General features: G+C 67.4%; 18 protein-coding genes. 9 read left to right on the plus strand and 9 right to left on the minus strand.

The genetic code is table 11. The annotated features are described in order from the left end of the window. Positions 1-113 precede the first annotated feature (113 nt). From map to QTI05_RS20145, 3 genes are all read left to right on the plus strand, one after another. Positions 114-938 (plus strand): type I methionyl aminopeptidase, encoded by an 825-nt coding sequence (map, locus tag QTI05_RS20135; protein WP_286544565.1) that lies wholly within the window; start codon positions 114-116, stop codon positions 936-938. Positions 939-954: 16 nt separating this feature from the next. Beyond that, on the plus strand, positions 955-3,558 hold the full coding sequence (locus QTI05_RS20140; RefSeq protein ID WP_286620536.1) for a [protein-PII] uridylyltransferase: 2,604 nt from the start codon (positions 955-957) through the stop codon (positions 3,556-3,558). 140 nt (positions 3,559-3,698) lie between these two features. After that, entirely contained in the window at positions 3,699-4,103 is a 405-nt protein-coding gene (locus QTI05_RS20145; protein ID WP_286544570.1) for a DoxX family protein, read from the plus strand. Between the two features lie 12 nt (positions 4,104-4,115). Here the strand turns inward: QTI05_RS20145 and def are convergent, their stop codons facing one another. The 4 genes from def to smc form a co-directional block, all read right to left on the minus strand. Next, positions 4,116-4,655, minus strand: coding sequence for a peptide deformylase (def, locus tag QTI05_RS20150; protein ID WP_286544572.1), 540 nt, complete (start codon positions 4,653-4,655; stop codon positions 4,116-4,118). Between the two features lie 535 nt (positions 4,656-5,190). After that, positions 5,191-7,269 (minus strand): NAD-dependent DNA ligase LigA, encoded by a 2,079-nt coding sequence (ligA, locus tag QTI05_RS20155; protein ID WP_286620538.1) that lies wholly within the window; start codon positions 7,267-7,269, stop codon positions 5,191-5,193. Between the two features lie 20 nt (positions 7,270-7,289). Beyond that, positions 7,290-8,381, minus strand: coding sequence for a cell division protein ZipA C-terminal FtsZ-binding domain-containing protein (locus tag QTI05_RS20160; protein WP_286620539.1), 1,092 nt, complete (start codon positions 8,379-8,381; stop codon positions 7,290-7,292). Between the two features lie 61 nt (positions 8,382-8,442). Next, positions 8,443-11,958, minus strand: a complete 3,516-nt coding sequence (smc, locus tag QTI05_RS20165) for a chromosome segregation protein SMC (RefSeq protein WP_286621120.1) — start codon at positions 11,956-11,958, stop codon at positions 8,443-8,445. Positions 11,959-12,060: 102 nt separating this feature from the next. Between smc and QTI05_RS20170 the strand changes: the two genes are divergently transcribed. Together QTI05_RS20170 and QTI05_RS20175 are read left to right on the plus strand one after the other, a co-directional pair. Next, entirely contained in the window at positions 12,061-12,822 is a 762-nt protein-coding gene (locus tag QTI05_RS20170; RefSeq protein WP_286620540.1) for a hypothetical protein, read from the plus strand. A gap of 77 nt (positions 12,823-12,899) precedes the next feature. Then, positions 12,900-13,592, plus strand: coding sequence for a P-loop NTPase family protein (locus tag QTI05_RS20175; RefSeq protein WP_286544584.1), 693 nt, complete (start codon positions 12,900-12,902; stop codon positions 13,590-13,592). A gap of 3 nt (positions 13,593-13,595) precedes the next feature. On the opposite strand, the gene QTI05_RS20180 is transcribed toward QTI05_RS20175, so the two are convergent. Further along, complete coding sequence (locus tag QTI05_RS20180; RefSeq protein WP_286620541.1) at positions 13,596-14,210, minus strand: helix-turn-helix domain-containing protein; 615 nt, start codon at positions 14,208-14,210, stop codon at positions 13,596-13,598. 46 nt (positions 14,211-14,256) lie between these two features. Between QTI05_RS20180 and QTI05_RS20185 the strand changes: the two genes are divergently transcribed. The 4 genes from QTI05_RS20185 to QTI05_RS20200 are packed head-to-tail and all read left to right on the plus strand — an operon-like array spanning position 14,257 to position 19,267. Then, a complete protein-coding gene (locus QTI05_RS20185; RefSeq protein ID WP_286620542.1) occupies positions 14,257-15,384 on the plus strand; it encodes an NAD(P)/FAD-dependent oxidoreductase in 1,128 nt (375 codons plus the stop codon). A gap of 16 nt (positions 15,385-15,400) precedes the next feature. Continuing rightward, positions 15,401-16,726: an aspartate aminotransferase family protein gene (locus QTI05_RS20190; protein ID WP_286620544.1), complete on the plus strand. Its 1,326-nt coding sequence runs from the start codon at positions 15,401-15,403 to the stop codon at positions 16,724-16,726. 34 nt (positions 16,727-16,760) lie between these two features. Then, complete coding sequence (locus tag QTI05_RS20195) at positions 16,761-17,744, plus strand: Bug family tripartite tricarboxylate transporter substrate binding protein (RefSeq protein WP_286620545.1); 984 nt, start codon at positions 16,761-16,763, stop codon at positions 17,742-17,744. Positions 17,745-17,746: 2 nt separating this feature from the next. Then, the gene (locus tag QTI05_RS20200) at positions 17,747-19,267 is read left to right on the plus strand and encodes an amidase (RefSeq protein ID WP_286620547.1); all 1,521 of its coding nucleotides are present in this window, start codon (positions 17,747-17,749) and stop codon (positions 19,265-19,267) included. Positions 19,268-19,274: 7 nt separating this feature from the next. Here QTI05_RS20200 and QTI05_RS20205 read toward each other — a convergent pair whose 3' ends face one another. Genes QTI05_RS20205 through cysT form a run of 4 tightly spaced genes read right to left on the minus strand, consistent with a single transcriptional unit; the run spans position 19,275 to position 22,699 of the window. Further along, positions 19,275-19,808 (minus strand): disulfide bond formation protein B, encoded by a 534-nt coding sequence (locus QTI05_RS20205; RefSeq protein WP_286620548.1) that lies wholly within the window; start codon positions 19,806-19,808, stop codon positions 19,275-19,277. After that, positions 19,805-20,902 (minus strand): sulfate/molybdate ABC transporter ATP-binding protein, encoded by a 1,098-nt coding sequence (locus tag QTI05_RS20210; protein WP_286544599.1) that lies wholly within the window; start codon positions 20,900-20,902, stop codon positions 19,805-19,807. The genes QTI05_RS20205 and QTI05_RS20210 overlap by 4 nt, the downstream gene beginning before the upstream one ends. Before the next feature lie 13 nt (positions 20,903-20,915). Then, positions 20,916-21,809, minus strand: a complete 894-nt coding sequence (cysW, locus tag QTI05_RS20215) for a sulfate ABC transporter permease subunit CysW (protein ID WP_286620549.1) — start codon at positions 21,807-21,809, stop codon at positions 20,916-20,918. Beyond that, positions 21,809-22,699, minus strand: coding sequence for a sulfate ABC transporter permease subunit CysT (cysT, locus tag QTI05_RS20220; protein ID WP_286544604.1), 891 nt, complete (start codon positions 22,697-22,699; stop codon positions 21,809-21,811). The genes cysW and cysT overlap by 1 nt, the downstream gene beginning before the upstream one ends. Positions 22,700-22,703: the final 4 nt, after the last annotated feature.

A 22,703-nucleotide genomic window follows, 5' to 3' on the forward strand; every position in this document is an offset into this window, starting at 1 on the left:
CGAAGGCCGCGTTTGGAATGGGACTGAAAGGGAAACGGGGCGACTGGCCGCTGACTGGGGCCATCCGCATCAGCCCGCGATTTTAAACGGGCGCAATGGGATAATTCGGGGCTATGAGCATTACCTACAACGACGCCGAAGGCATCGCCGCGATGCGTCTGGTGGGCCGGCTGACCTCCGAGGTGCTGGACTACCTGACGCCGCTGATCAAGCCCGGCGTCACCACCAACGACATCGACCGCTGGGCCGCCGAGTACATGGTCAAGCAGGGCACCACCTCGGCCACGGTCGGCTACATGGGCGCCAGCAGCACCCCCTACCCCAAGTCGCTCTGCACCTCGGTCAACCACGTGGTGTGCCACGGCATCCCGAACGACAAGCCGCTCAAGAAGGGCGACATCCTGAACGTGGACGTCACCGTCATCAAGGACGGCTGGTTCGGCGACAACAGCCGCATGTACATCGTCGGCGACGCCTCGATCGCGGCCAAACGCCTGTGCAGCGTCACCTACGAGGCGATGTGGCACGGCATTCTGCAGGTGCGCCCCGGCGCGCACCTGGGCGACGTCGGCCATGCGATCCAGAAATTCGCGGAAGGCAATGGCTACTCGGTGGTGCGCGAGTTCTGCGGGCATGGCGTCGGCCGCCATTTCCACGAAGAGCCGCAGGTGCTGCACTACGGCCGCCCGGGCACGATGGAAGAGCTCAGGCCCGGCATGATCTTCACGATCGAGCCGATGATCAACGCGGGCAAGCGCGAGATCAAGGAAGACGCCAAGGGCGGCCAGTACGACGGCTGGACCATCGTCACGCGCGACCACTCGCTGTCGGCCCAATGGGAGCACTCGGTGCTTGTCACCGAGACCGGCTACGAGGTGCTGACGCTGTCGGCCGGCAGCCCGCCCCTGCCCTCTTTCGTCACCGCGACCCGAACTTGACCGGCGACCCATCGTCGTGATCGAAGCCGCCACGGTCGACGTTCCGATGCTGCGCGACGCCTATCGCGCGCACAAGATGGCGCTGTTCGACACCCTTCGCTTCGCGCGCGCGCCCACGCGCAGCGTGCACGCGGTGCTGCGCCAGCTCGCTGCGCTGGCCGACGAAACCCTGTGCGCCCTGTGGAACGACGCCGGCTTCGGCAACGAGTTCGCGCTGGTGGCGGTCGGCGGGTTCGGCCGCGGCGAGCTGTTTCCGTACTCCGATGTCGACGTGCTGCTGTTGCTGCCCGAGCCGCACCCCGGTGAAGTGGCGCCGGAGCGCATCGAGGCCTTCATCGGCCATTGCTGGGACGCGGGGCTCGAGATCGGCTCCAGCGTGCGCACGGTCGACGAGTGCCTGGCCGAAGGCGCCAAGGATGTAACGGTGCAAACGTCGCTGCTCGAGGCGCGCCTGGTCACCGGCGACAAGAAGCTTTACGCCGCGTTCCGCAAGCGATTCCTGGCCGGGATCGACCCACAGGCGTTCTTTGCCGCGAAGTCGCAGGAAATGCGGCACCGGCACCAGAAGTTCGAGAACACGCCCTATGCGCTCGAGCCCAACTGCAAGGAGTCGCCGGGCGGCCTGCGCGACCTCCAGGCCATCCTGTGGATGACCAAGGCGGCCGGCTTCGGCCAGCGCTGGGACGATCTGGCGAAGAATGGCCTGGCCACCGCGTTCGAGGTACAGCAGATCAAGCGCAATGAAGCGCTGCTGAGCCTGATCCGCGCGCGGCTGCACGTCATTGCCCACCGCCGCGAAGACCGCCTGGTGTTCGACCTCCAGAATGCGGTGGCCGCCACCTTCGGCTACGAGGGCGAATCGCAGCGCAAGGCCAGCGAGGCGCTGATGCGGCGCTACTACTGGGCCGCCAAGGCAGTGAGCCAGCTCAGCCACATCCTGCTGCTCAACATTTCCGAGCGGCTGCAGCCGCTGGGCGAGGAGCCGGTGCGCATCAACGACCGCTTCTTCGAGAAGGCCGGCTTGATCGAGGTGCAGAGCGACGACCTGTACCTGCGCGACCCGCACGCGATCCTCGAGACCTTTCTGCTCTACCAGAAGACCATCGGCGTGAAGGGGCTGTCGGCCCGCACGCTGCGCGCGCTCTACAACGCACGCCACGTGATGGACAGCAAGTTCCGCAACGACCGGGTGAACCACGTCACCTTCATGCGCATGCTGCTGGAGCCGCGCGGCATCACGCATGCATTCCGGCTCATGAACGAGACCTCGGTGCTGGGCCGCTACCTGCGCGTGTTCCGCAGCATCGTGGGGCAGATGCAGCACGACCTGTTCCACGTGTATACGGTGGACCAGCACATCCTGATGGTGCTGCGCAACGTGCGGCGCTTCTTCATCGCCGAGCACGCGCACGAATACCCGTTCTGCTCGCAGCTGGCGGCCGGCTGGAACAAGCCCTGGATCCTGTACGTGGCGGCGCTGTTCCACGACATCGCCAAGGGCCGGGGCGGTGACCATTCGCGCCTGGGCGCGCTCGACGTGCGCCGCTTCTGCCGCCAGCACGAGATCGAGCGCGAAGACACCCGGCTGATCGAATTCCTGGTGGCCGAGCACCTGACCATGAGCACCGTGGCCCAGAAGCAGGACCTGAGCGACCCCGAAGTGATCGGCGCGTTTGCCAAGCGCGTCGGCAGCGAGCGCTATCTGACCGCGCTGTACCTGCTGACCATCGCCGACATCCGCGGCACCTCCCCGCGCGTGTGGAATGCGTGGAAAGGCAAGCTGCTCGAAGACCTCTACAAGGCCACGCTCCGCACGCTCGGCGGCAGCATGCCCGACGCCAGCGCCGAGATCGAGGCCCGCAAGCGCGACGCGCTGGTGCAGCTGGCGCTTCACGCGCAACCGACCGACGCACACAAGGCGCTGTGGGATACGCTCGATGTCGGCTATTTCATGCGCCACGATGCCGGCGAGATCGCCTGGCATGCCAAGCAGCTGTCGCGCCGCGTGCCGCTGCCGGGCGTGCCGATCGACCCGAAGGCGGCCGCCTTGGTGCGGGCGCGGCTGTCGCCGGTCGGCGAAGGCCTGCAGGTGGTGGTCTACACGCCCGACCAGGCCGAGCTGTTCGCGCGCATCTGCGGCTACTTCGACCAGGCCTCGTTCAGCATCCTGGATGCCAAGGTCCACACCACGACCAACGGCTATGCGCTCGACACCTTCCAGGTCATCACCACCTTCATTCCCGAGCACTACCGCGATCTGATCAGCATGGTCGAATCGGGCCTGAGCAAGACGCTCGACGAAGCCGGTGCCCTGCCCGCGCCGAGCAAGGGCCGGGTGTCGCGCCGGGTGCGCAGTTTCCCGATCAAGCCGCGCATCAGCCTGCTACCGGATGAGAAGGCGCAGCGCTGGCTGCTCAACATCTCGGCCAGCGACCGCGCGGGCCTGCTCTATTCGGTGGCGCGCGTGCTGGCGCGGCACAACCTGAGCCTGCAGCTCGCCAAGGTGACGACGCTGGGCGAACGGGTGGAAGACACGTTCCTGATCAGCGGGCCGGAGTTGCAGGGGCAGCGCGCACAACTGGCGATCGAGACGGAACTGCTGGAAGCGCTGGCGCCCTGAGCCCTGAGCCCTGCGCCCGCGCCGCCACCGTTGCCTCGCCGAGGCAGCGAAAGACTCATGCGCTGCCGGCCTATCGGGAAAATATGCGCCGACTCGTGGACAATCGCGCCTCTTTCAACTCACAGAAAAAGGTTCAGCTCATGATCCGTTCCGATGACACCGGCAAACTCGTCCTGCGCCTCGCGCTGGGTATCCTGATCCTGTTGCACGGCGTGGCCAAGCTGAGCTCGGGCGTCGGCTTCGTGTCCAGCCAGCTGGTGGCGCACGGCCTGCCTGCCGCGCTGGCCTACCTGGTCTACATCGGCGAAATCATTGCACCGGTGTTGATCATCGTCGGCATCTACACGCGGCCCGCAGCGTGGGTCATGGTGATCAATATGCTGTTCGCGGTCGGGCTGGTTCACATGAAGCAGCTGACCATGCTCGACAAGAACGGTGGCTGGGCGCTCGAGCTGCAGGGCATGTTCCTGTTCGCTGCGCTGGCAGTCGCTTTTCTCGGTGCCGGACGGTTCAGCGTTGGCGGAACCTCGGGCAAGTACAACTGACACAACTGACGTTCAGTCGTCAGCGCTCGCGTCAAGGCCCGGGAACAGAACCTCGGTGAAGCCGAAGCGCGAGAAATCGCGCACCCGCATCGGGTACAGCTTGCCGAGCAGATGATCGACCTCGTGCTGCACCACACGAGCATGAAAGCCGTCCACGGTGCGGTCGATCGGGTCGCCGTAGGGGTCGAAGCCGGTGTAGCGGATCTTCGCAAAGCGCGGCACCACGCCGCGCAGTCCGGGCACGGACAGACACCCCTCCCAGCCCTCTTCCTCTTCATCGCCCAGCGGCGTGATGACAGGGTTGAGCAGCACGGTGCGCGGCACGATCGGCGCGTCGGGGTAGCGTGGATTGACGGTGTTGGTGCCGAAGATCACCAGTTGCTGGTCGACGCCGATCTGCGGTGCGGCAAGGCCTGCGCCGTTCACCGAATGCATGGTCTCGAACATGTCGCGCACCAGCATGTGCAGTTCGTCGGTGTCGAAGGCGGCGACCGGCTGCGCAATGCGCAGCAACCGCGGGTCGCCCATCTTCAGGATCTCGCGAATGGTCATGCTGCCATTATCGCGAGCGCCTTCACCAAACCGGCTCAGGGTCCGTCAGGCCTTTGCTGGCGGGAACCGTCGCCCAGGTTGGGCCGGCCTCCGAAACGCGGCGGCTGCACGGCCGGGCCCTGTCGCCCGGCCCCGGGACCCGGGACGAAACCAGGGCGCGGCACGTACCCCGGACGGGGGGCATAGCCGCCCCGTGGCCCGTAGTAGCCCGGTCGCGGGCCATAACCCGGGCCGTAGTAGCCGGGCCGGCCACGGTAATAGTGCGGTCCGGACTCGACGCCGATGCCCAGCACGACTGGCGGGCCGACCACCACCGGCGCGGGTTCGGCGTAATAAGGCTGCGAATAACCAACGTCGCCGTAATACGGGCCGGGAGCCACGCATCCGGTGAGCACCGTTGCGGCACCAACAGCGGCCAAAAGGCCGAGCGAGCGAAGTGTGTTCATGGCAAAGACTCCTGTTTCACCCTGTTAAACGGCCCGCGGCAAGCCTTGTTGACTGCGCTTGTGTGAAGCCGCGTAACCTGCGGTAAGCGTCAGTCCGCGGCGGCAAGGAGTGCCAGCATCTGTGCCTCGTCGATCACCTCGACCCCCAGCTCCCGCGCCTTGTCGAGCTTGCTGCCGGCCTCGGCGCCCGCCACGACATAGTTCGTCTTCTTGCTCACAGAGCCGGCCACCTTGGCACCGGCCGATTCCAGTTTGTCCTTCGCTTCGTCACGGCCGAGCGTAGGAAGAGTGCCGGTAATGACGAAAGTCTTACCCGCGAGCGGCTTGGGCGCGCGCAAGGCCGGCTCGCCCTCTTCCCAGTGCAGGCCGCAGGCGCGCAATTGTTCGACCACCTCGCGGTTGTGCGGCTGGTCGAAGAATGTGCGCAGGCTCTGCGCCACCACCGGGCCGACATCATTGACCTCCAGCAGTTGTTCCTCGGTCGCGTCCATGATCGCGTCGAGCTTGCCGAAGTGCTTGGCCAGATCCTTCGCCGTGCTTTCGCCCACGTGCCGGATGCCGAGGCCGAACAGGAAGCGCGGCAAGGTCGTCTTCTTGGACTTTTCGAGCGCCGCCACGATGTTCTGCGCCGACTTCTCGGCCATGCGATCCAGCCCGACCAGGGTCGTGAAGCCCAGCTTGTAGAGGTCGGGCAAGGTGCGGATCAGATTGGCGTCGACCAGCTGCTCGACCAGCTTGTCGCCCAGGCCTTCGACCTCCACCGCGCGGCGCGCCGCGAAGTGCAGGATCGCCTCCTTGCGCTGTGCGCCGCAGAACAGGCCGCCGGTACAGCGGTAGTCGGCCTCGCCCTCTTCGCGCACCGCATCGGAACCGCAGACCGGGCACTTGCGCGGCATGGTGAACTGCGGGCCGCGCTGATCGTCGGCCTTGGCCAGGCTCGCGGGCGCCACGCCAACCACTTCGGGAATCACGTCGCCGGCACGCCGCACGATCACCGTGTCGCCGATGCGGACGTCCTTGCGCCGCGCTTCGTCTTCGTTGTGCAGCGTGGCATTGGTGACGGTCACGCCGCCCACGAACACCGGCGCCAGCTTGGCCACCGGCGTGAGCTTGCCGGTGCGGCCGACCTGCACCTCGATGCCCAGCACCTCGGTCAGTTGCTCCTGCGCCGGGTACTTGTGCGCCACGGCCCAGCGCGGCTCGCGCGAGACGAATCCGAGCTGGCGTTGCAGCGCGATGCTGTCGACCTTGTAGACCACGCCGTCGATGTCGTAGGGCAGCGCATCGCGCTGGCGGCCCATCGCCTCGTGGAAGGCAATCAGCTCGGCGGCGCCGCTGGCCCGCGCCGTCTGCGCCGCGACCGGAAATCCCCACGCGGAAAACTGTTGCAGCCAGTCGAACTGCGTCGCGCAGTCGGGCCCGCCCTGCTCGGGCGGCGTGACCTCGCCCAGGCCGTAGGCAAAGAAGCTCAGCGGCCGCGCCGCTGCGATCGCCGGGTCGAGCTGGCGCACCGCGCCGGCTGCCGCATTGCGCGGGTTGACGAACACCTTCTCGTTCTTCTGGCCTGCCGCGATCTTCTCGCGCTGGCGTTCGTTCAGCGCCTCGAACTGGTCGCGCCGCATGTACACCTCGCCGCGCACCTCGACCACCGGCGGCGCCTTGCCATTGAGCCGCAACGGGATCTGCTGCAGGGTGCGGATGTTCTGCGTCACCTCCTCGCCGATCTCGCCGTCGCCACGCGTTGCGGCCTGCACCAGCACGCCGTCCTCGTAGCGCAGGCTCATCGCGAGGCCGTCGAACTTGAGTTCGCACACGTAGTCGATCGCAGGCGCGTCCTCGGCCAGCCCCAGTTCGCGCCGCACGCGCGCATCGAAAGCGCTGGCACCGCTGGCCGTGATGTCGGTTTCGGTGCGGATCGACAGCATCGGCACCCGGTGCCGAACCTTGACGAAGCCGTCGAGCACCTTGCCGCCGACGCGCAGGGTCGGCGAATCGGGCGTTCGCAACTCGGGATGTTCTGCTTCCAGCGCCTGCAGACGCTGGAACAGCTTGTCGTACTCGGCGTCGGGCAGCTCGGGCGTGTCGAGCACGTAATACAGGTGCGCGTGGCGGCGCAACTGCTCGCCCAATGCGGCGGCTTCGCGTGCCGCGTCCTCCGGCTTCGTCATCTTGTGTCTCCGGAAAGCGGTTAGCTGAACAACCTGCGCGCCAGCGGCGAACCCGCCGCCAGGTCGCGTGAATCGAGCGTGTCGTAGAGCTGCTCGAGGTCGGCGCCGATCACGTCCATGGTTTCGTCGCGCAGCAACTTGCCGTCGCTGTCGGTCACCACGCCGTCCATCTCGCGCGCGAGCGCTGCAGCCACCTCGCGCATGCGCTCGAACGGGCGCTCGCCGCGCTCGACCTGCGGCACGTCGAGGCTCAGCGTGAGTTCGCGGATGGCCGACTGGGCCGGGTCGTCGGCCAGTGCGGCCTGCGTATCGAACGACAGGCCCAGGATCGGCGGCATGCCGGGCTCGCCGGTCGGCAGCACCATGCGGCCGGGGATCATGCCGGCCACGAACCCATGCCGGGCCGCGTTCTGCTGCACATAGCCCGGGCTCCAGGCGGCATGCAGCGCGCGCAGCACGAAGCCGAGCTGGGCGTCGTGCGAGCTGGCGAACTGGTCGAGCTCGCGCGCGCGCGCCACCTCGTCGAGCATCTCGGGAAATTCGGGGGCGCCGTTGACCGCGTCGGCAAAGGCCTGTGCCTTGACGACGAACTCGGAGTATTCGATCTCGTTGAGCGCGCCGGTGCGGTTGGCGAGCTGAACGCCCACCTGGAACGCGCCATAGCGCTGGCCGGGTGCGGGCTGCTCCCATTCGGCCGTGTATTCGTTGAGGCCTTCGATCGCCACCGGTTTGCTGCCGGCGCGGCGGGTCGCAGGCATGGCCGCCAGCGCCGCATCGCCCGAAGCCAGGCCGTCGAGCGAAACGGGTGCGATCACGTCGATCAGCGGGTCGAGGCCGCCCCTGCGGTCGCCGACGGGCGGCGCCAGCGCCGCAGGCGCCGGCAGGTCGGGATCGAACAACGGCTCATGCCGCTCGTTGCCGGGCACCGAGTGCGGGTCGATGTGCAGCACCGGTTCCGAGCCGTCCGGCGGCGGCGACGCTTCGAGCGGCGCGGGCTGCGTGGCATCGGGCTGGCGCGGCGCGTTGCGGCGCGACATCCAGGCGTTGTAGCCGACGACCGTCGCAAGGACGAGCCCACCCAGAATCGCCAGCGCAACGGTCAAGCTGCTCATTGGAAGACCTCCGCGCTGCGCGCTGCGGTGCGAGCTTGCGTGGGGCGGCCCTGCGCGGCGCTCATGCCGCCTCGACCAGCGACTTCGCTGCCTCCATGTCCACCGCCACGATGCGCGAAACGCCCTGCTCCTGCATCGTCACGCCGATGAGCTGCTCGGCCATCTCCATCGCGATCTTGTTGTGGCTGATGAAGAGGAACTGGGTTTCGCGGCTCATGGCGGTCACGAGTTTGGCATAGCGCTCGGTGTTGGCGTCGTCCAGCGGCGCGTCGACTTCGTCCAGCAGGCAGAAAGGGGCCGGGTTCAGCTGGAAGATCGCGAACACCAGCGCGATGGCGGTCAGGGCCTTCTCGCCACCCGACAGCAGGTGGATGGTCTGGTTCTTCTTGCCGGGCGGCTGTGCCATCACCTGCACGCCGGAATCCAGAATTTCGTCGCCGGTCATCATGAGCTTGGCGGTGCCACCGCCGAACAGCTCGGGGAACATGCGGCTGAAGTGTTCGTTGACGATCTTGAAGGTGCCGCCGAGCAAGTCGCGCGTTTCGCCGTCGATCTTGCGGATCGCGTCTTCCAGCGTGCCGATCGCTTCGTTCAGGTCGGCGGACTGGGCGTCGAGGAAGGTCTTGCGCTCACTGGCGATGGCAAGCTCGTCGAGCGCGGCCAGATTGACCGCGCCGAGCGATGCCACTTCGCGGTTCAAGCGGTCGATCTCGCTCTGCAGGCCGGTCAGGCGCACCTTGTCGGTTTCGATCGACAGCGCCAGCGCCTCGAGATCGGCCTTCGCATCGGCCAGCAGCTGAGCGTACTGCTCGAAGCCGAGGCGCGCGGCCTGTTCCTTGAGCTGGAACTCGGTGATGCGCTGGCGCAGCGGCTCGAGTTCGCGTTCAAGCTGCAGGCGCCGTTCGTCGCTGGCGCGCAGCTTGATGGTGAGGTCGTCGTACTGGCTGCGCGTGGCGCCGAGCGTGGTTTCGCGCTCGAGCTTGAGCGCCAGCGCGTCCTGCAGGCCGGCCTTCGCGGCGGCATCGGACAGCCGGGTGAGCTCGCCCTGGGCACGCTCTTCTTCGTCGGCCAAGGCCACCGATTGCTGCGCCGCGGTTTCGATTGCGCGGCTCAGCTCGCCGCGGCGTGCTTCAAGGGTGCGCTGGGCAAAGGTGGCCTCTTGCGCCTGCCGTTCCAGGCTGCGGTGCTGCTCGCGGCTGGCCGTGAGCAGCCGGCCGGCCTCGATCACGCGTTCGTCGAGTTGGGCGTGCCGCTCCTGGCTGTCGGCCAGCTGCATGTCGAGTTCTTCGAAGCGCGCTTCGGCGGCAATGCGGCGTTCCTGCAGCTCCTCGAGTTGCGCATCGACCTCGCCGAGGTCGGTGGCCAATTGTTCGCTGCGGGCGCGGGTCTGTTCGGCGAGCTGGGTGAGGCGCAGCGTTTCGACCTGCAGCTCATGCGCACGCGACTGGGTTTCAGCCGCTTCGCGCCGCGCGCCGACGAGCCGCGAGGCCGCATCGCCATATGCCGCTTCGGCGCGCATGAGCGCCGTGCGCGCCTCGTCGCTGATGAGGGCCTGCGCGCGCAACTGGCGTTCCAGGTTTTCCATCTCCTGCTGGCGCGCCAGCAGGCCGGCCTGCTCGGAATCCTGCGCGTAGAAGCCCACGCTGTGCGCCGCGACCGCGTGGCCGCTCTGCACGTAGATCACTTCGCCTGGCTGCAGCTTGCCGCGCTGCGCCAGCGCCTCCTCGAAGCTGGTGGCGGTGTAGCAGCCATGCAGCCAGTCGACCAGCAGGGCCTGCAAGCCGGCGTCGCTCAACCGCAGCAGATCCGAAAGACGCGGCAAGGCGGACGCGCCTTGCACCGGGCCGGCACTCGGCGGCGTGTAGAACGCCAGCTTGGCCGGAGGCGCATCGGCGCCGAAAGCCCGCACCATGTCGAGCCTGCTGACTTCGAGCGCGCCCATGCGTTCGCGCAGCGCCGATTCGAGCGCGTTCTCCCAGCCCTGCTCGATGTGGATGCGGCTCCACAGTCCCTGTAGGCCGTCGAGCCCGTGCTTGGCCAGCCAGGGCGCCAGCTTCCCGTCGGTCTTGACCTTTTCCTGCAGCGCCCTGAGCGCCTCGAGCCTGGCCGACAGCTCGGCATGGCGCGCGCCCTCGGTGTTGACAGCCTGTTGCCGCGCGCGGCGGTCGTCGTCGAGTTGCGGCACCGATTCCTGCAGCTCGTGCAGCCGTGCCTCGGCTTCGCTGGCGGCTTCCTGGCCAGCGGCCAGTTGCTCCTGCAGCGCGACCAGGCGCGCTTCGTCGGGGGCGTCGAGCGCACGCTGATCGGTGCGCAGCCGTTCGCTGCGCTGCTGCAGCTGGCGCGATTGCTCGTCGATGTTGCGCTGGTCCGCCGCCAGCACCTGGATCTGCTGCTGCACCTGGACGACGCCGGTGCGCTGCGCGTTGGCCTCGTCCTGCGCGCGTTGCTGCGCCTCTTCGAGTTCGGGCATGCGCGCGTCGTGTTCTTCGAGCTGCGCGGCCAGCAGCACGGCCTGTTCTTCGGCGTCCACGCCCTGCCCGGCGAGCGTTTCGATTTCGGCCTCGGCGTCTTCGCGGCGCGTGCCCCACTGTGCGACCTGCTCGCGCAACTGAACCAGGCGCTGTTCGACACGCTGGCGCCCTTCGACCACGAAGCGGATTTCGCCTTCGAGCCGACCCACTTCGGCGCTGGCTTCGTAGAGCTTGCCCTGGGCCTGGTTCACCTGGTCGCCGGCCGCGTAGTGCGCCTGGCGCACGGTTTCAAGCTCGGACTCGATGTGGCGCAGGTCGGCCGTCCTGCTTTCGAGGTCGTTGATCGCCTTCTCTGCGTCAGCCTTGATCTTCGACTGGTCGTTCTCGCTCTCGCTGCGCTTGAGGAACCAGAGCTGGTGCTGCTTCTTCGTGGCATCGCCCTGCAGCTGGTTGTAGCGCGCGGCCACCTCGGCCTGCTTCTCGAGGCGCTCGAGGTTGCTGTTGAGTTCGCGCAGGATGTCTTCGACGCGCGTGAGGTTTTCGCGCGTGTCGCCAAGGCGGCTCTCGGTCTCGCGGCGGCGTTCCTTGTACTTGGAGACACCGGCCGCCTCTTCGAGGAACAGGCGCAGCTCTTCGGGCTTGGATTCGATGATCCGGCTGATCGTGCCCTGGCCGATGATGGCGTAGGCGCGCGGCCCGAGGCCGGTGCCGAGAAACACGTCCTGCACATCGCGCCGGCGCACCGGCTGGTTGTTGATGTAGTAGCTCGAGGTGCCGTCGCGCGTGAGCACCCGCTTGACCGCGATTTCGGTGAACTGGCTCCACTGGCCGCCGGCGCGGTGGTCGGCGTTGTCGAACACCAGTTCGACGCTGGAGCGGCTGGCCTGCTTGCGCGTGGTGGTGCCGTTGAAGATCACGTCCTGCATCGACTCGCCGCGCAGTTCGGAAGCGCGCGATTCGCCGAGCACCCAACGCACGGCATCCATGATGTTCGACTTGCCGCAACCGTTCGGCCCGACCACGCCGACCAGCTGGCCCGGCAGCAGGAAGTTGGTGGGTTCGGCGAACGATTTGAAGCCGGAGAGCTTGATGGAGTTGAGACGCACGACTTGTCGGCCCCCTCGGCTGGATGCCAAGGTGTTGATTTGTAAGGAAAAATGCACAACCTGGCGGCTGCCACCCGAGGCGACGATGATAACGTGCGGCCCATGCGCCATTTGCCCCTTTTCCCCTCCCGCAGCCGTCACGCCATGCTGTGCGGCACGGCGGCCTGGCTGCTCGGGGTGGCCGGTTGCAGCAGCGTCATCAATTCGACCGAGCGGGCCCAGCCGTATGCCAACAACGAATGGCTGCAGTCCGGTGCCAACCGCATCGCCAACCTCGCGCTGCGCGACAACCTGCAGTCGATCCGGCGCGTCCAGCTGTCGCTCTACCGCCGCAACCCGCGCGAATGGCGCAAATGGGCCAAGAGCCCCGAAGATGCGATCCAGCGCACCTGGGACGCCGTGATGCAGGGCACGCCGCTGCCGGAACTGCGCGGCGCGGTCGGCATCGACGCGATCCGCATGGCCTTCGACACCGGACCGCAGACCTTCCAGGGCGACCGGGTTGCAGCACTCGTGGTCGGCTGGGCCAGCATGCTCAAGGAGGCCAACGGCAACACCTGGGACCAGACCATGATCGACGGCGTGAATGCCGAGAACAGCTACCGCGCCGCGCGCAACGTCGAGATCTCGCTGTGGTTGATCAGCTCGAAGACCGGCCCGGACGGCCAGCCGCTGCTGCTGGCCACCGAGATCAGCGATCGCGGACGCAACCTGGTGACCGACCGCGAGCTGTCGAAGGTGGTGGCCCGGCTCGACCTGATGGCGGCCCAGGCCGACGAGAAGTACCGGCGCGCCGCGCTCGATTTCAGCCAGAACCTGTTTTTGGGCAGCCTCGGCCCGTTCTTTGCAATGGTCAAGCCCTGACGAACCAGGGCAACGGGCACGGCGCGGCACCTAAAATGCCCCGCGACCTCTCCCCCTCCACTCTTTCCGGGCATCTCATGAGTTCCATCAATTTCATCGGCGGCGAAAAAGGCGGTGTCGGCAAGTCGGTCACGGCACGGGTGCTGGCGCAATACTTCATCGATCGCAGCCGTCCCTTCACGGGCTACGACACCGACCGGTCGCACAGCTCCTTCACGCGCTTCTACGAAGGCTTCGCCTCGCCCGTGGTGGTGGACAGCTTCGAGGGCCTCGACACCATCGTGAACGGTTTCGAGACCAACCCGCACCAGAGCGTGATCGTCGACCTTGCCGCGCAAACGCTGGCCCCGCTGTCGCGCTGGATCAAGGAATCGGACCTGTTCGACGTGTTCAAGGAACTCGGCATCGCGGTCAACTTCTGGCACGTGCTCGACGACGGCCGCGACTCCACCGACCTGCTCGGCCGCCTGATCGACACCTTCGGCGACCGGCCCAACTACATCGTGGTGCAGAACTACGGCCGCGGCAGCGACTTTGCGATGCTGCTCGGCTCGCAGTCGCTGGCCAAGGCCACTGCCAACGGCGCCCAGGTGATCGCGATGCCGCGCCTGCACGACACCAGCATGCGCAAGATCGATGCGCAGAACACCAGCTTCTGGAAGGCCGTGCACGACAAGGAAGGCCCGAACGCGCTCGGCCTGCTCGAGCGCCAGCGCGTCAAGACCTGGCTGGCAACCGCTTACGCGGCATTCGACACGCTGCCGTTGTAAGGCCTAGCGCTCGGCCATCACGACCACCACCTGCGCGTCGGCCTTGCCCGTCGACAGGTAGATGTGCCCGACGCCGCTGTCGAAGTACGCCGACTCCTGGCGCTTGAGTTCGATCGCTTCGCCCGTCTCGAAGTGGATGCGCACGCTGCCCGACAGGACCATCACGAATTCCTGGCCGGCATGGCGGATGAAGTCCGGAAACTGGCTCAGGGCACGCGCCACGATGGTGCCGTGCAGCGGCGTCATGCGCTTGCCCGGAAAGTCGGTCGCGAGCATGCGGTAGTCGTAGTTCTGGCTGTCATAGCCCGGTGCGGCGTCCAGCGTCGAGCGCACCACCACGGGCCTCTTCCCCCCGTCGACCGGCGCTGCCTGGGCGCGCGGGTCGAACAGTTGGGCAATGTCCACCTCGAGCGCCCGCGCCACTGCTGCGAACTTCTCGTAGCTCACCGAGATCTGGCCCAGTTCAATCTTTGACAGCGTCGACAGGGCGACACCCGACCGCTCGGACAGCGCCTTCAGCGTCAGGCGCCGGCCCTTGCGGATCTCGCGCAAGCGCTCACCCATGCGCGCACGATCCGGCGGCGCCGCACTGCGCTTTCCGGAGGGCTTGACAGGCATCGCTTTCCCCATGATTGGCACGATTCTCGCATGAGAGAATTCTCGTATGAGAGAATTTGACATCATCATCCTTGGAGCCGGCATCGCCGGCGCGTCGGCTGCATTCCGCCTGGCCGGGCACCGCAGCGTGCTGCTGCTGGAGCGCGAATCACAACCCGGCTACCACTCGACCGGACGCTCTGCGGCGATGTTCATGGAAAGCTACGGCCCGCCGGCGGTGCGTGCCCTCACGCGGGCCAGCCGCGCGTTCTACGAGCAGCCGCCGGCCGGCTTCACGTCCGAACCCCTGCTGACGCCGCGTGGCGTGCTCTACCTAGCCACCCACGGCCAGGAGGCCCAGCTGCAGTCAACGCGCAGCGAACTGGCCCCCGCCTGCCCGGACCTGGAACTGTTCGATGCCGACGCGACGCTGGCCCGGGTCAGTTGCCTGCGGCCCGAGATGGTCCACGCCGCGCTGTTCGAGCCGGGCGCACAAGACATCGACGTGCATGCCCTGCACCAGGGCTTTCTGCGCGGCTTTCGCCAGCTCGGTGGTGAACTGCGCACCGGCGTGCAACCGCGGGCCGCCATGCGATCCGGCACGCACTGGGACTTGCAGCTGCCCGATGGCGAGACGGTTCGAGCACGCAGCGTCGTCAATGCGGCAGGCGCCTGGGCCGACGAAGTGGCCGCTCTTTTCGGCGCGGCGCCGATCGGCCTGGTGCCGCACCGGCGCAGTGCCTTCACCTTCAAGGCGCCCGACGGCACAGATGCCTCCGGCTGGCCGGCCGTGGTCGGTGTCGACGAGAGCTACTACTTCAAGCCCGATGCCGGCCAATTGCTGGGCTCGCCCGGCAACGCCGACCCCACGGTGCCGCACGACGTGGTGCCCGAGGAGATCGACATCGCGATGGGCATCCACCAGATCGAAAGCGTCTCCACCTTGAGCATCCGCCGCCCGACCAGCACCTGGGCAGGCTTGCGCTCTTTCGTGCGCGATGGCGAAATGGTGATCGGCGAGGATGGCGCCTGTCCCGGTTTTTTCTGGCTCGCGGCACAGGGCGGCTATGGCATTCAGAGTGCGGCCGCCGCCAGCGCGTTGGCCGATGCGTTGTTGCGCGACGTGCCCCTGCCGGAAGAACTGGTTCGACACGGCGTCGAGCCTTCAGCGCTGTCGCCGGCGCGCCTGCGTTGAACCGGAATTGCCAGCCATGAACAACACCACCGCCTCCCGCTCGTCAGTCCTCGACGACGCCCTGGCGGAAGCCACCGCGCGCTATGGTGCCCGCAATCCCGCCAGCGAAAAGGCGCTGGCCGAAGCGGCCGACGTGCTGCCCGCGGGCAACACCCGCAGCGTGCTGTTCCATACGCCCTTTCCGCTGGCGATGGCGCGCGGCGAAGGCTGCCACCTGTGGGATGTCGATGGCCATCGCTACCTGGATACGTTGGGCGAATTCACGGCGGGCATCTACGGCCACTCGAATCCGGTGATCCAGCAGGCCATCGTCAGCGCCTTGCACGACGGGTTGAGCCTGTCTTCGCACACACCGCGCGAGGGCCTGCTCGCGCACGAGATCCAGCGCCGCTTTCCCGGCATGGCCCTGCTGCGCTTCACCAACTCCGGAACCGAGGCCAACCTGATGGCGCTGGCCGCAGCAGCGGTGCACACCGGGCGGCGCAAGGTGCTGGTGTTCGACGGCGCCTACCACGGCGGCGTACTGTCCTTCGGCGGTGGCGGCTCGCCGGTGAACGTGCCGCACGCCTTCCTCGTCGCACGCTACAACGACCTCGAAGCCGCACAGGCGCTGGTGCGCACACACAGCGCGGATCTGGCAGCGATCCTGGTCGAGCCCATGCTGGGCGCGGGCGGCTGCATCCCGGGGCAGCCGGCGTTTCTGCACGGGTTGCGTGCGCTGGCCGACGAATGCGGCGCCCTGCTGATCCTCGACGAGGTGATGACCTCGCGGCTGTCGAGCGGCGGCCGTCAGGCGCAACTGGATCTGGCGCCCGATCTCACCACGCTTGGCAAGTACTTCGGCGGCGGGCTCTCGTTCGGCGCCTTCGGCGGGCGCGCCGATGTGATGTCGCGCTTCGATCCGCGCCGGCCGGATGCGCTGGCCCACGCCGGTACGTTCAACAACAACACGCTGACGATGGCGGCAGGCCTGGCCGGCCTGACGCAGGTGTTGACACCGGCCGCACTCGATGCGCTGAACCAGCGCGGCGAACAATTGCGCGAGGGGCTCAATGCGGTGTTCGCACAACACGCGGTGAATCTGCAGTTCACTGGCCTGGGCTCGGTGATGCAGCTGCACGCCACCGCGCGTCCGTTGCGCAATGCGGCCGACCTGGCCGGCGCCGACGATCGCGTCAAGGCGCTGCTGTTCTTCGATCTGCTGGAGCGTGGCGTCTTTCTGGCGCGGCGCGGTCTGGTTGCCCTGTCGCTGCCGTTCGGCGACGCACAGGCCGATGAATTCGTGGCGGCACTGGAAGCAGTCGTCGCCGCGCGCCGCGGCCTGTTGCCGACGGTCGGCTGAAATTCTTCAACCCTTTTTATCAAGCAAGCTCACCATGCAACACATTCCCTTCAAGGCATTGCGCCGCACGCTGTTCGCCGGCAGCCTCGTCTTCATCGCCGGGCTCGCGTCCGCAGCCGGTTACCCGGAACGACCGCTGGTTCTGGTGGCGCCCTTCTCGGCCGGCGGCGCGGCCGATGTGCTGGCCCGCATCCTTGCAAAGAAGCTCGAAGAGCAACTCGGGCAGCCGGTGGTGGTCGAGAACAAGCCCGGCGCCGGCACCGCCATTGGCGCGGCCGCCGTCGCCAATGCCAAGCCCGATGGCTACACGCTGCTCATCAGTTCCAACTCCACCTTCACGCTGAACCCTGCACTGCAATCCAAGCTGTCGTACGACCCGGCCAAGGGGTTCGATGCGATCGGCATGGTCGGCTCGGTCGCACTGGCGGTGCTGGTGAACCCCTCGGTCGCGGCCAACGGCGTGAAGGAACTGGTGGCGGCCGCCAAGGCCAGCCCCGACAAATACGTCTACGGCAGCTTCGGCAACGGCACCAGCTCGAACTTCGCTGGCGCGATGTTCAATGCCAGCACCGGTCTGTCGATGACGCACATCCCCTACAAGGGTAGCGCGCCGCTGATGACCGACCTGATCGGCGGCCAGATCCCGGTGTCCTTCGACACCGTGGTGGCGGCCGGGCCACAGCGCAAGAACGGCAAGGTCAAGGTGCTGGCCGTCACCACAGCCAAGCGCTCGGCCCTGATGCCCGACGTTCCCACCGTGGCCGAGAGCGGCTACCCGGGCTACGAGCTCAATGCCTGGATCGCGCTGGTCGCGCCGCGCGGACTGCCAGCCGACGTCAAGGCGCGCCTCGAGAAAGCGCTGGCCACGACGATGGCAACGGCCGACACGCAGGACCGGATGAAGAACGCCGGTTTCGAGCCCGGCTACCAGGCAATTCCCGACTGGGCCGGCATGGTCACGGCCGATACGGCACGCATGCGCAAGATCGCCGAGCAATCGCAGATCAAGGCAGAGTAGCCGTGGACAGCGCCCTGCCCGAACTCTCCGCGGTCGAGCTGCGCCGGCTGATCGGCAGCCGCCAGCTGTCGCCGGTCGAACTGATGCAGGCCTGCATCGGGCGCATCGAGGCGCTGAATCCGGCCGTCAATGCCGTCTGCGCCACCGATTTCGGGCGTGCGCTCGACAGCGCGCGTGCGGCCGAGCAGCAGATCATGCGCGGTGCGCCGCTCGGCCCGCTGCACGGCCTGCCGCTGGGCGTGAAAGACCTGCAGGACACTGCCGGCCTGCTCACCACCTACGGCAACGTGCGGCTGCGTGGCAACGTGCCGGCGGCCGACAACGCACTGGTGGCCAGGCTCCGGGCCGCGGGCGCCATCGTCACCGCCAAGACCAACGTGCCCGACATGGGCGCGGGCGCCAACACCCGCAACCCGGTGTGGGGCGCCACCGGCAACCCCTTCGACCCGACCCGCAACGCGGGCGGTTCTTCGGGCGGCTCGGCGGCGGCACTGGCGGTCGACATGCTGCCCATGTGCACCGGCTCCGATACCGGCGGGTCGCTGCGCATCCCGGCCGCCCTGTGCGGCGTGGTGGGCCTGCGGCCCTCGCCCGGCCTGGTGGCCAACGATGCAAGGCCTCTCGGCTGGTCCGTCATCTCGGTGCTCGGCCCGATGGGGCGCGGCGTGGCCGACGTCGCGCTGCAACTGGCGTCGAGTGTCGGCTTCGATGCGCGCGATCCGCTCTCCTACCCGGTGGACGGCGCCTCGATCTGGCCGCTCGAGCCGGTCGACCTGTCGACCCTGCGCGTCGGCTACACCGAAGACTTCGGCCTGTGCATCGTCGACCCGGAGATCCGGCGGGTGTTCCGCCAGCGCGTGGAAGCGATCCGTCCGCTGGTGGCGCGCTGCGAGCCGGTGGCGCTCGAACTCGGCGACGCCGACCGCGCGTTCGACACGCTGCGTGCCGAGAGCTTCGTTGCCGCGTTTGCCGACACCTATCGCGATGCACCCGAAACGCTGGGCCCGAACGTGCGGGCCAATGTCGAGATGGCCGCCGCCATCACGCTGGCCGACCGCGCATGGGCCCATCTGGAGCAGACCCGCGTAGCGCGGCAGTTCGCACGCGCGTTCGAGCAGTTCGACCTGATCATTGCGCCGACCACGCCGGTGACGCCTTTTCCGTGGACGGAACTCTATGCCGAGCGCATCGACGACCAAGCGATGCGCAACTACTACCACTGGCTCGGCCTGACCTACGTGGTGACGCTCGCCACCAACCCCGCGCTGTCGCTGCCGTGCGGCGTCGACGAGCACGGCATGCCGTTCGGGCTGCAGATGGTGGGCCGGCTGCGCGGCGATGCGGCCCTGCTCGCTGCCGCCCAGAGCCTGGAACAGGCCTTTGCCTCGACGGCTGCGCTGGCGCGACCCCGGCCGGATCTGCAGGCGCTGAGCATGCCCCGGCCCGAGTTGAAATCGATCGTGACCCATCCGCCGCTGACAGAGGGCAGCGCGCCGGCCGCGGCCGGCCTCAACGCCGTTTGAGCGGCGCTCAGGCGCCCGTGGCGGCGCTCAGTGACCTGGGCGCGTCGCTGCGGCGGCTGAACAGCAAGCCGATCAGCAGCAGGCCGAACACCACAAACGAGATGAACGACCAGTTGGCGATCGACAGGCCCAGAAAGGTCCAGTCGATCTTGGAGCAGTCGCCACTGCCCTTGAAGATCATCGGCAGCGCGCGCTGCAGCGGGAAGGTTTCGATCATTCCGTAGATGTCGCGCCCGCAACTCACGAACTCGGGCGGATTCCACTGCAGCCAGCTCTGGCGCGCGGCAGTGAAGGCACCGCCCGCGGCCGCCACCAGTGCCAGCAGTGCGGCCGGGACCTGCCAGCCTCTTTTGCCGGTAGCGCCCGCCAGTCCGGTGAAGAGCGCGACCAGAACAAGCGCATAGCGCTGCACCACGCACATCGGGCAGGGCTCGAGCCCGACCACATGCTGCAGGTACATGCCGAAGGCGAGCATCGCCAGGCAGGCGACGCAGATCAGCGCGAACGCACGGCGCGGAGCGCCAAAGTACCAATCGATCAAGGAGAAACCCAGTCTTCAACGAACACTCTGGCTTTGCGCGGCGTGGCGACAACGGTGTCGCCCTCGTTCAAACCCAGATCCCGGAACTGTTGCGCAGGGAGTTGCGCTTCGATGATGGTTCCGGAGCCCGGATTATCTGGATTCGATTCGACCGGCTCAAGTTCCAGCCGCGCGATCGGGCCGACCACGATGGCGCGCGTGAGCGTTGCCACGATGCCGCTGGTGACGCCGGGTACATGGCGCGTGATCGCGAGATCGTGCGGCCGCACATAGGCCAGCGCCTTGCTGTCCTGCACCAGGTTGTGCTCGGGCGCATGCAGGCGGATGCCCTCGACCTGCACCTCGCCCTCGTGCGCGCGGCCGTGGAACAGGTTCACGTCGCCCAGGAAGCCATAGACGAACGGGCTCGCCGGGTGATCCCACACCTCCTGCGGCGAGCCGACCTGCTCGATCTGGCCCTTGTTGATGACGACCACGCGATCGGCCACCTCGAGCGCTTCTTCCTGGTCGTGCGTGACGAAGATCGAGGTGACGTGCAGCTCGTCGTGCAGGCGGCGCAGCCAGCGGCGCAGTTCCTTGCGCACCTTCGCATCCAGCGCGCCGAAGGGCTCGTCGAGCAGCAGCACCTTGGGCTCGACCGCGAGCGCGCGCGCCAGAGCGATGCGCTGGCGCTGCCCGCCCGAGAGTTGCGAGGGGTAGCGATCGGCCAGCCAGTCGAGCTGCACCAGCTTCAGCAGGTCCAGCACCTTCTTCTTGATCTGCGCCTCGCCCGGACGCTCCCGACGCGGCTTGACGCGCAGGCCGAAGGCCACGTTCTCGAACACCGTCATGTGGCGGAACAGCGCGTAGTGCTGGAACACGAAGCCGACCTGGCGCTCACGCACATGCACGTCGGTGGTGTCTTCGCCCGAGAACAGGATGTTGCCGGCGTCGGCCGTCTCCAGCCCCGCGATGATGCGCAGCAGCGTGGTCTTGCCGCAGCCCGAGGGGCCGAGCAGTGCGACCAGTTCGCCCGAGGCGATGTCGAGGTTGACGTTGTTCAGCGCGCGGAAGTCGCCGAAGCGTTTGCTGACGTTGCGGATTTCGATGCTCATCTTGTTCTCTCTTTCAGGCCGCCGGGGGCCGTTCGGGCGGCAATTCGGCAATCGCCTTCATTTCGCGCTCGTGGCGCCACTCGATCACCGACTTGATTACCAGCGTGACCAGCGCCAGGATCGCCAGCAGCGACGCACAGGCGAAGGCCGCCACCGACTGGTACTCGTTGTAGAGCACTTCCACATGCAGCGGAATGGTGTTGGTCTGGCCGCGGATGTGGCCCGACACCACCGACACCGCACCGAACTCGCCCATGGCGCGCGCATTGCAAAGGATCACGCCATACAGCAGGCCCCACTTGATGTTGGGCAGCGTCACGCGCCAGAAGGTTTGCCAGCCGGTCGCGCCGAGCACGATCGCGGCCTGCTCCTCGTCGCTGCCCTGGGCCTGCATCAGCGGGATCAGTTCGCGCGCGATGAACGGGAAGGTCACGAACACGGTGGCCAGCACGATGCCGGGCACCGCGAAGATGATCTTGATGTTGTGCTCCGAGAGCCAGGGCCCGAGCCAGCCCTGCGCGCCGAAGACCAGCACATAGATCAGGCCCGCCACCACCGGCGACACCGCGAACGGCAGGTCGACCAGCGTGGTCAGGAAGGCCTTGCCGCGGAACTCGTACTTGGCAATCGCCCAGGCGGCGGCCACGCCGAACACCAGGTTCAGCGGCACCGCGATGGCGGCCGTGATCAGCGTGAGTTCGATCGCGCTCCAGGCATCGGGCTCCTGCAGCGCCTCGATGTAGGCACCCAGGCCCTTGCGCAGGGCTTCGGCCGCCACGGCCGCGAGCGGGAGCACCAGGAACAGCAGCATGAACAGCAGCGCGACGGTGATCAGCGTCCAGCGCACCCAGGCGGATTCGGTGGTGCCGGAAGTGGCACGGCGAATGACTTTGGAAGGCGCACTCATCACACACCTCCCGAACGTCGGCGCTGCCAGGCCTGCAATCCGTTGATCACGAGCAGCAGCACGAACGAGAAGAACAGCATCACCAGCGCGACCGCCGTGGCGCCCGCGTAGTCGTACTGCTCGAGCTTGCCGATGATGATCAGCGGCGTGATCTCGGACACCATCGGCATGTTGCCGGCGATGAAGATCACAGAGCCGTATTCACCGATGGCACGCGCGAAGGCCATCGCAAAGCCAGTCAGCAGCGCCGGCGCGATCGACGGGAAGATCACCTTGGTGAAGGTCTGCAGCCGCGTGGCGCCGAGCGAGGTGGCGGCCTCTTCCAGCTCCTTCTCGGTGTCTTCGAGCACCGGCTGCACCGTGCGCACCACGAACGGCAGGCCGATGAAGATCAGCGCGATCACGATGCCGGCCGGCGTGAAGGCGAGCTTGATGCCGTGCGGCTCGAGATACTGCCCGATCCAGCCGTTGCCGGCCAGTAGCGCAGTCAGCGAGATGCCGGCAACCGCGGTCGGCAACGCGAACGGCAGGTCGACCAGCGCGTCGACGATGCGCTTGCCCGGGAACTTGTAGCGCACCAGCACCCAGGCCACGAGCAGGCCGAACACCAGGTTCACCAGCGCCGCGATCAGCGAGGCGCCGAAGGTCAGCTTGTAGGAGTGCACCACGCGGGGCGCGCTCACGGCCGTCCAGAACTGCTCCCAGGTGAGCGTGAAGGTCTTGAACACCAGCGCCGACAGCGGGATCAGCACGATCAGGCTCAGGTACAGCACCGTGTAGCCCAGGGTCAGATTGAAACCGGGCAGAACGCGGCGCGACGCCCGCGCGGCGCCGCCATGCGAAAGCGGCGCTGCCACGGACGGCAGCGCCGAAGAGACGACTCCACTCATGATT

It is taken from the genome of Variovorax fucosicus, from assembly GCF_030316825.1.
Taxonomy (GTDB): domain Bacteria; phylum Pseudomonadota; class Gammaproteobacteria; order Burkholderiales; family Burkholderiaceae_C; genus Variovorax; species Variovorax fucosicus.

Coding starts and splice junctions, on each gene's coding strand:
- map (WP_286544565.1), top strand. CDS start 114: ATGAGCATTACCTACAACGACGCCGAAGGCATCGCCGCGATGCGTCTG.
- QTI05_RS20145 (WP_286544570.1), top strand. CDS start 3,699: ATGATCCGTTCCGATGACACCGGCAAACTCGTCCTGCGCCTCGCGCTG.
- def (WP_286544572.1), bottom strand. CDS start 4,655: ATGACCATTCGCGAGATCCTGAAGATGGGCGACCCGCGGTTGCTGCGC.
- ligA (WP_286620538.1), bottom strand. CDS start 7,269: ATGACGAAGCCGGAGGACGCGGCACGCGAAGCCGCCGCATTGGGCGAG.
- QTI05_RS20160 (WP_286620539.1), bottom strand. CDS start 8,381: ATGAGCAGCTTGACCGTTGCGCTGGCGATTCTGGGTGGGCTCGTCCTT.
- QTI05_RS20170 (WP_286620540.1), top strand. CDS start 12,061: ATGCGCCATTTGCCCCTTTTCCCCTCCCGCAGCCGTCACGCCATGCTG.
- QTI05_RS20175 (WP_286544584.1), top strand. CDS start 12,900: ATGAGTTCCATCAATTTCATCGGCGGCGAAAAAGGCGGTGTCGGCAAG.
- QTI05_RS20180 (WP_286620541.1), bottom strand. CDS start 14,210: ATGCCTGTCAAGCCCTCCGGAAAGCGCAGTGCGGCGCCGCCGGATCGT.
- QTI05_RS20185 (WP_286620542.1), top strand. CDS start 14,257: ATGAGAGAATTTGACATCATCATCCTTGGAGCCGGCATCGCCGGCGCG.
- QTI05_RS20190 (WP_286620544.1), top strand. CDS start 15,401: ATGAACAACACCACCGCCTCCCGCTCGTCAGTCCTCGACGACGCCCTG.
- QTI05_RS20195 (WP_286620545.1), top strand. CDS start 16,761: ATGCAACACATTCCCTTCAAGGCATTGCGCCGCACGCTGTTCGCCGGC.
- QTI05_RS20210 (WP_286544599.1), bottom strand. CDS start 20,902: ATGAGCATCGAAATCCGCAACGTCAGCAAACGCTTCGGCGACTTCCGC.
- cysW (WP_286620549.1), bottom strand. CDS start 21,809: ATGAGTGCGCCTTCCAAAGTCATTCGCCGTGCCACTTCCGGCACCACC.
- cysT (WP_286544604.1), bottom strand. CDS start 22,699: ATGAGTGGAGTCGTCTCTTCGGCGCTGCCGTCCGTGGCAGCGCCGCTT.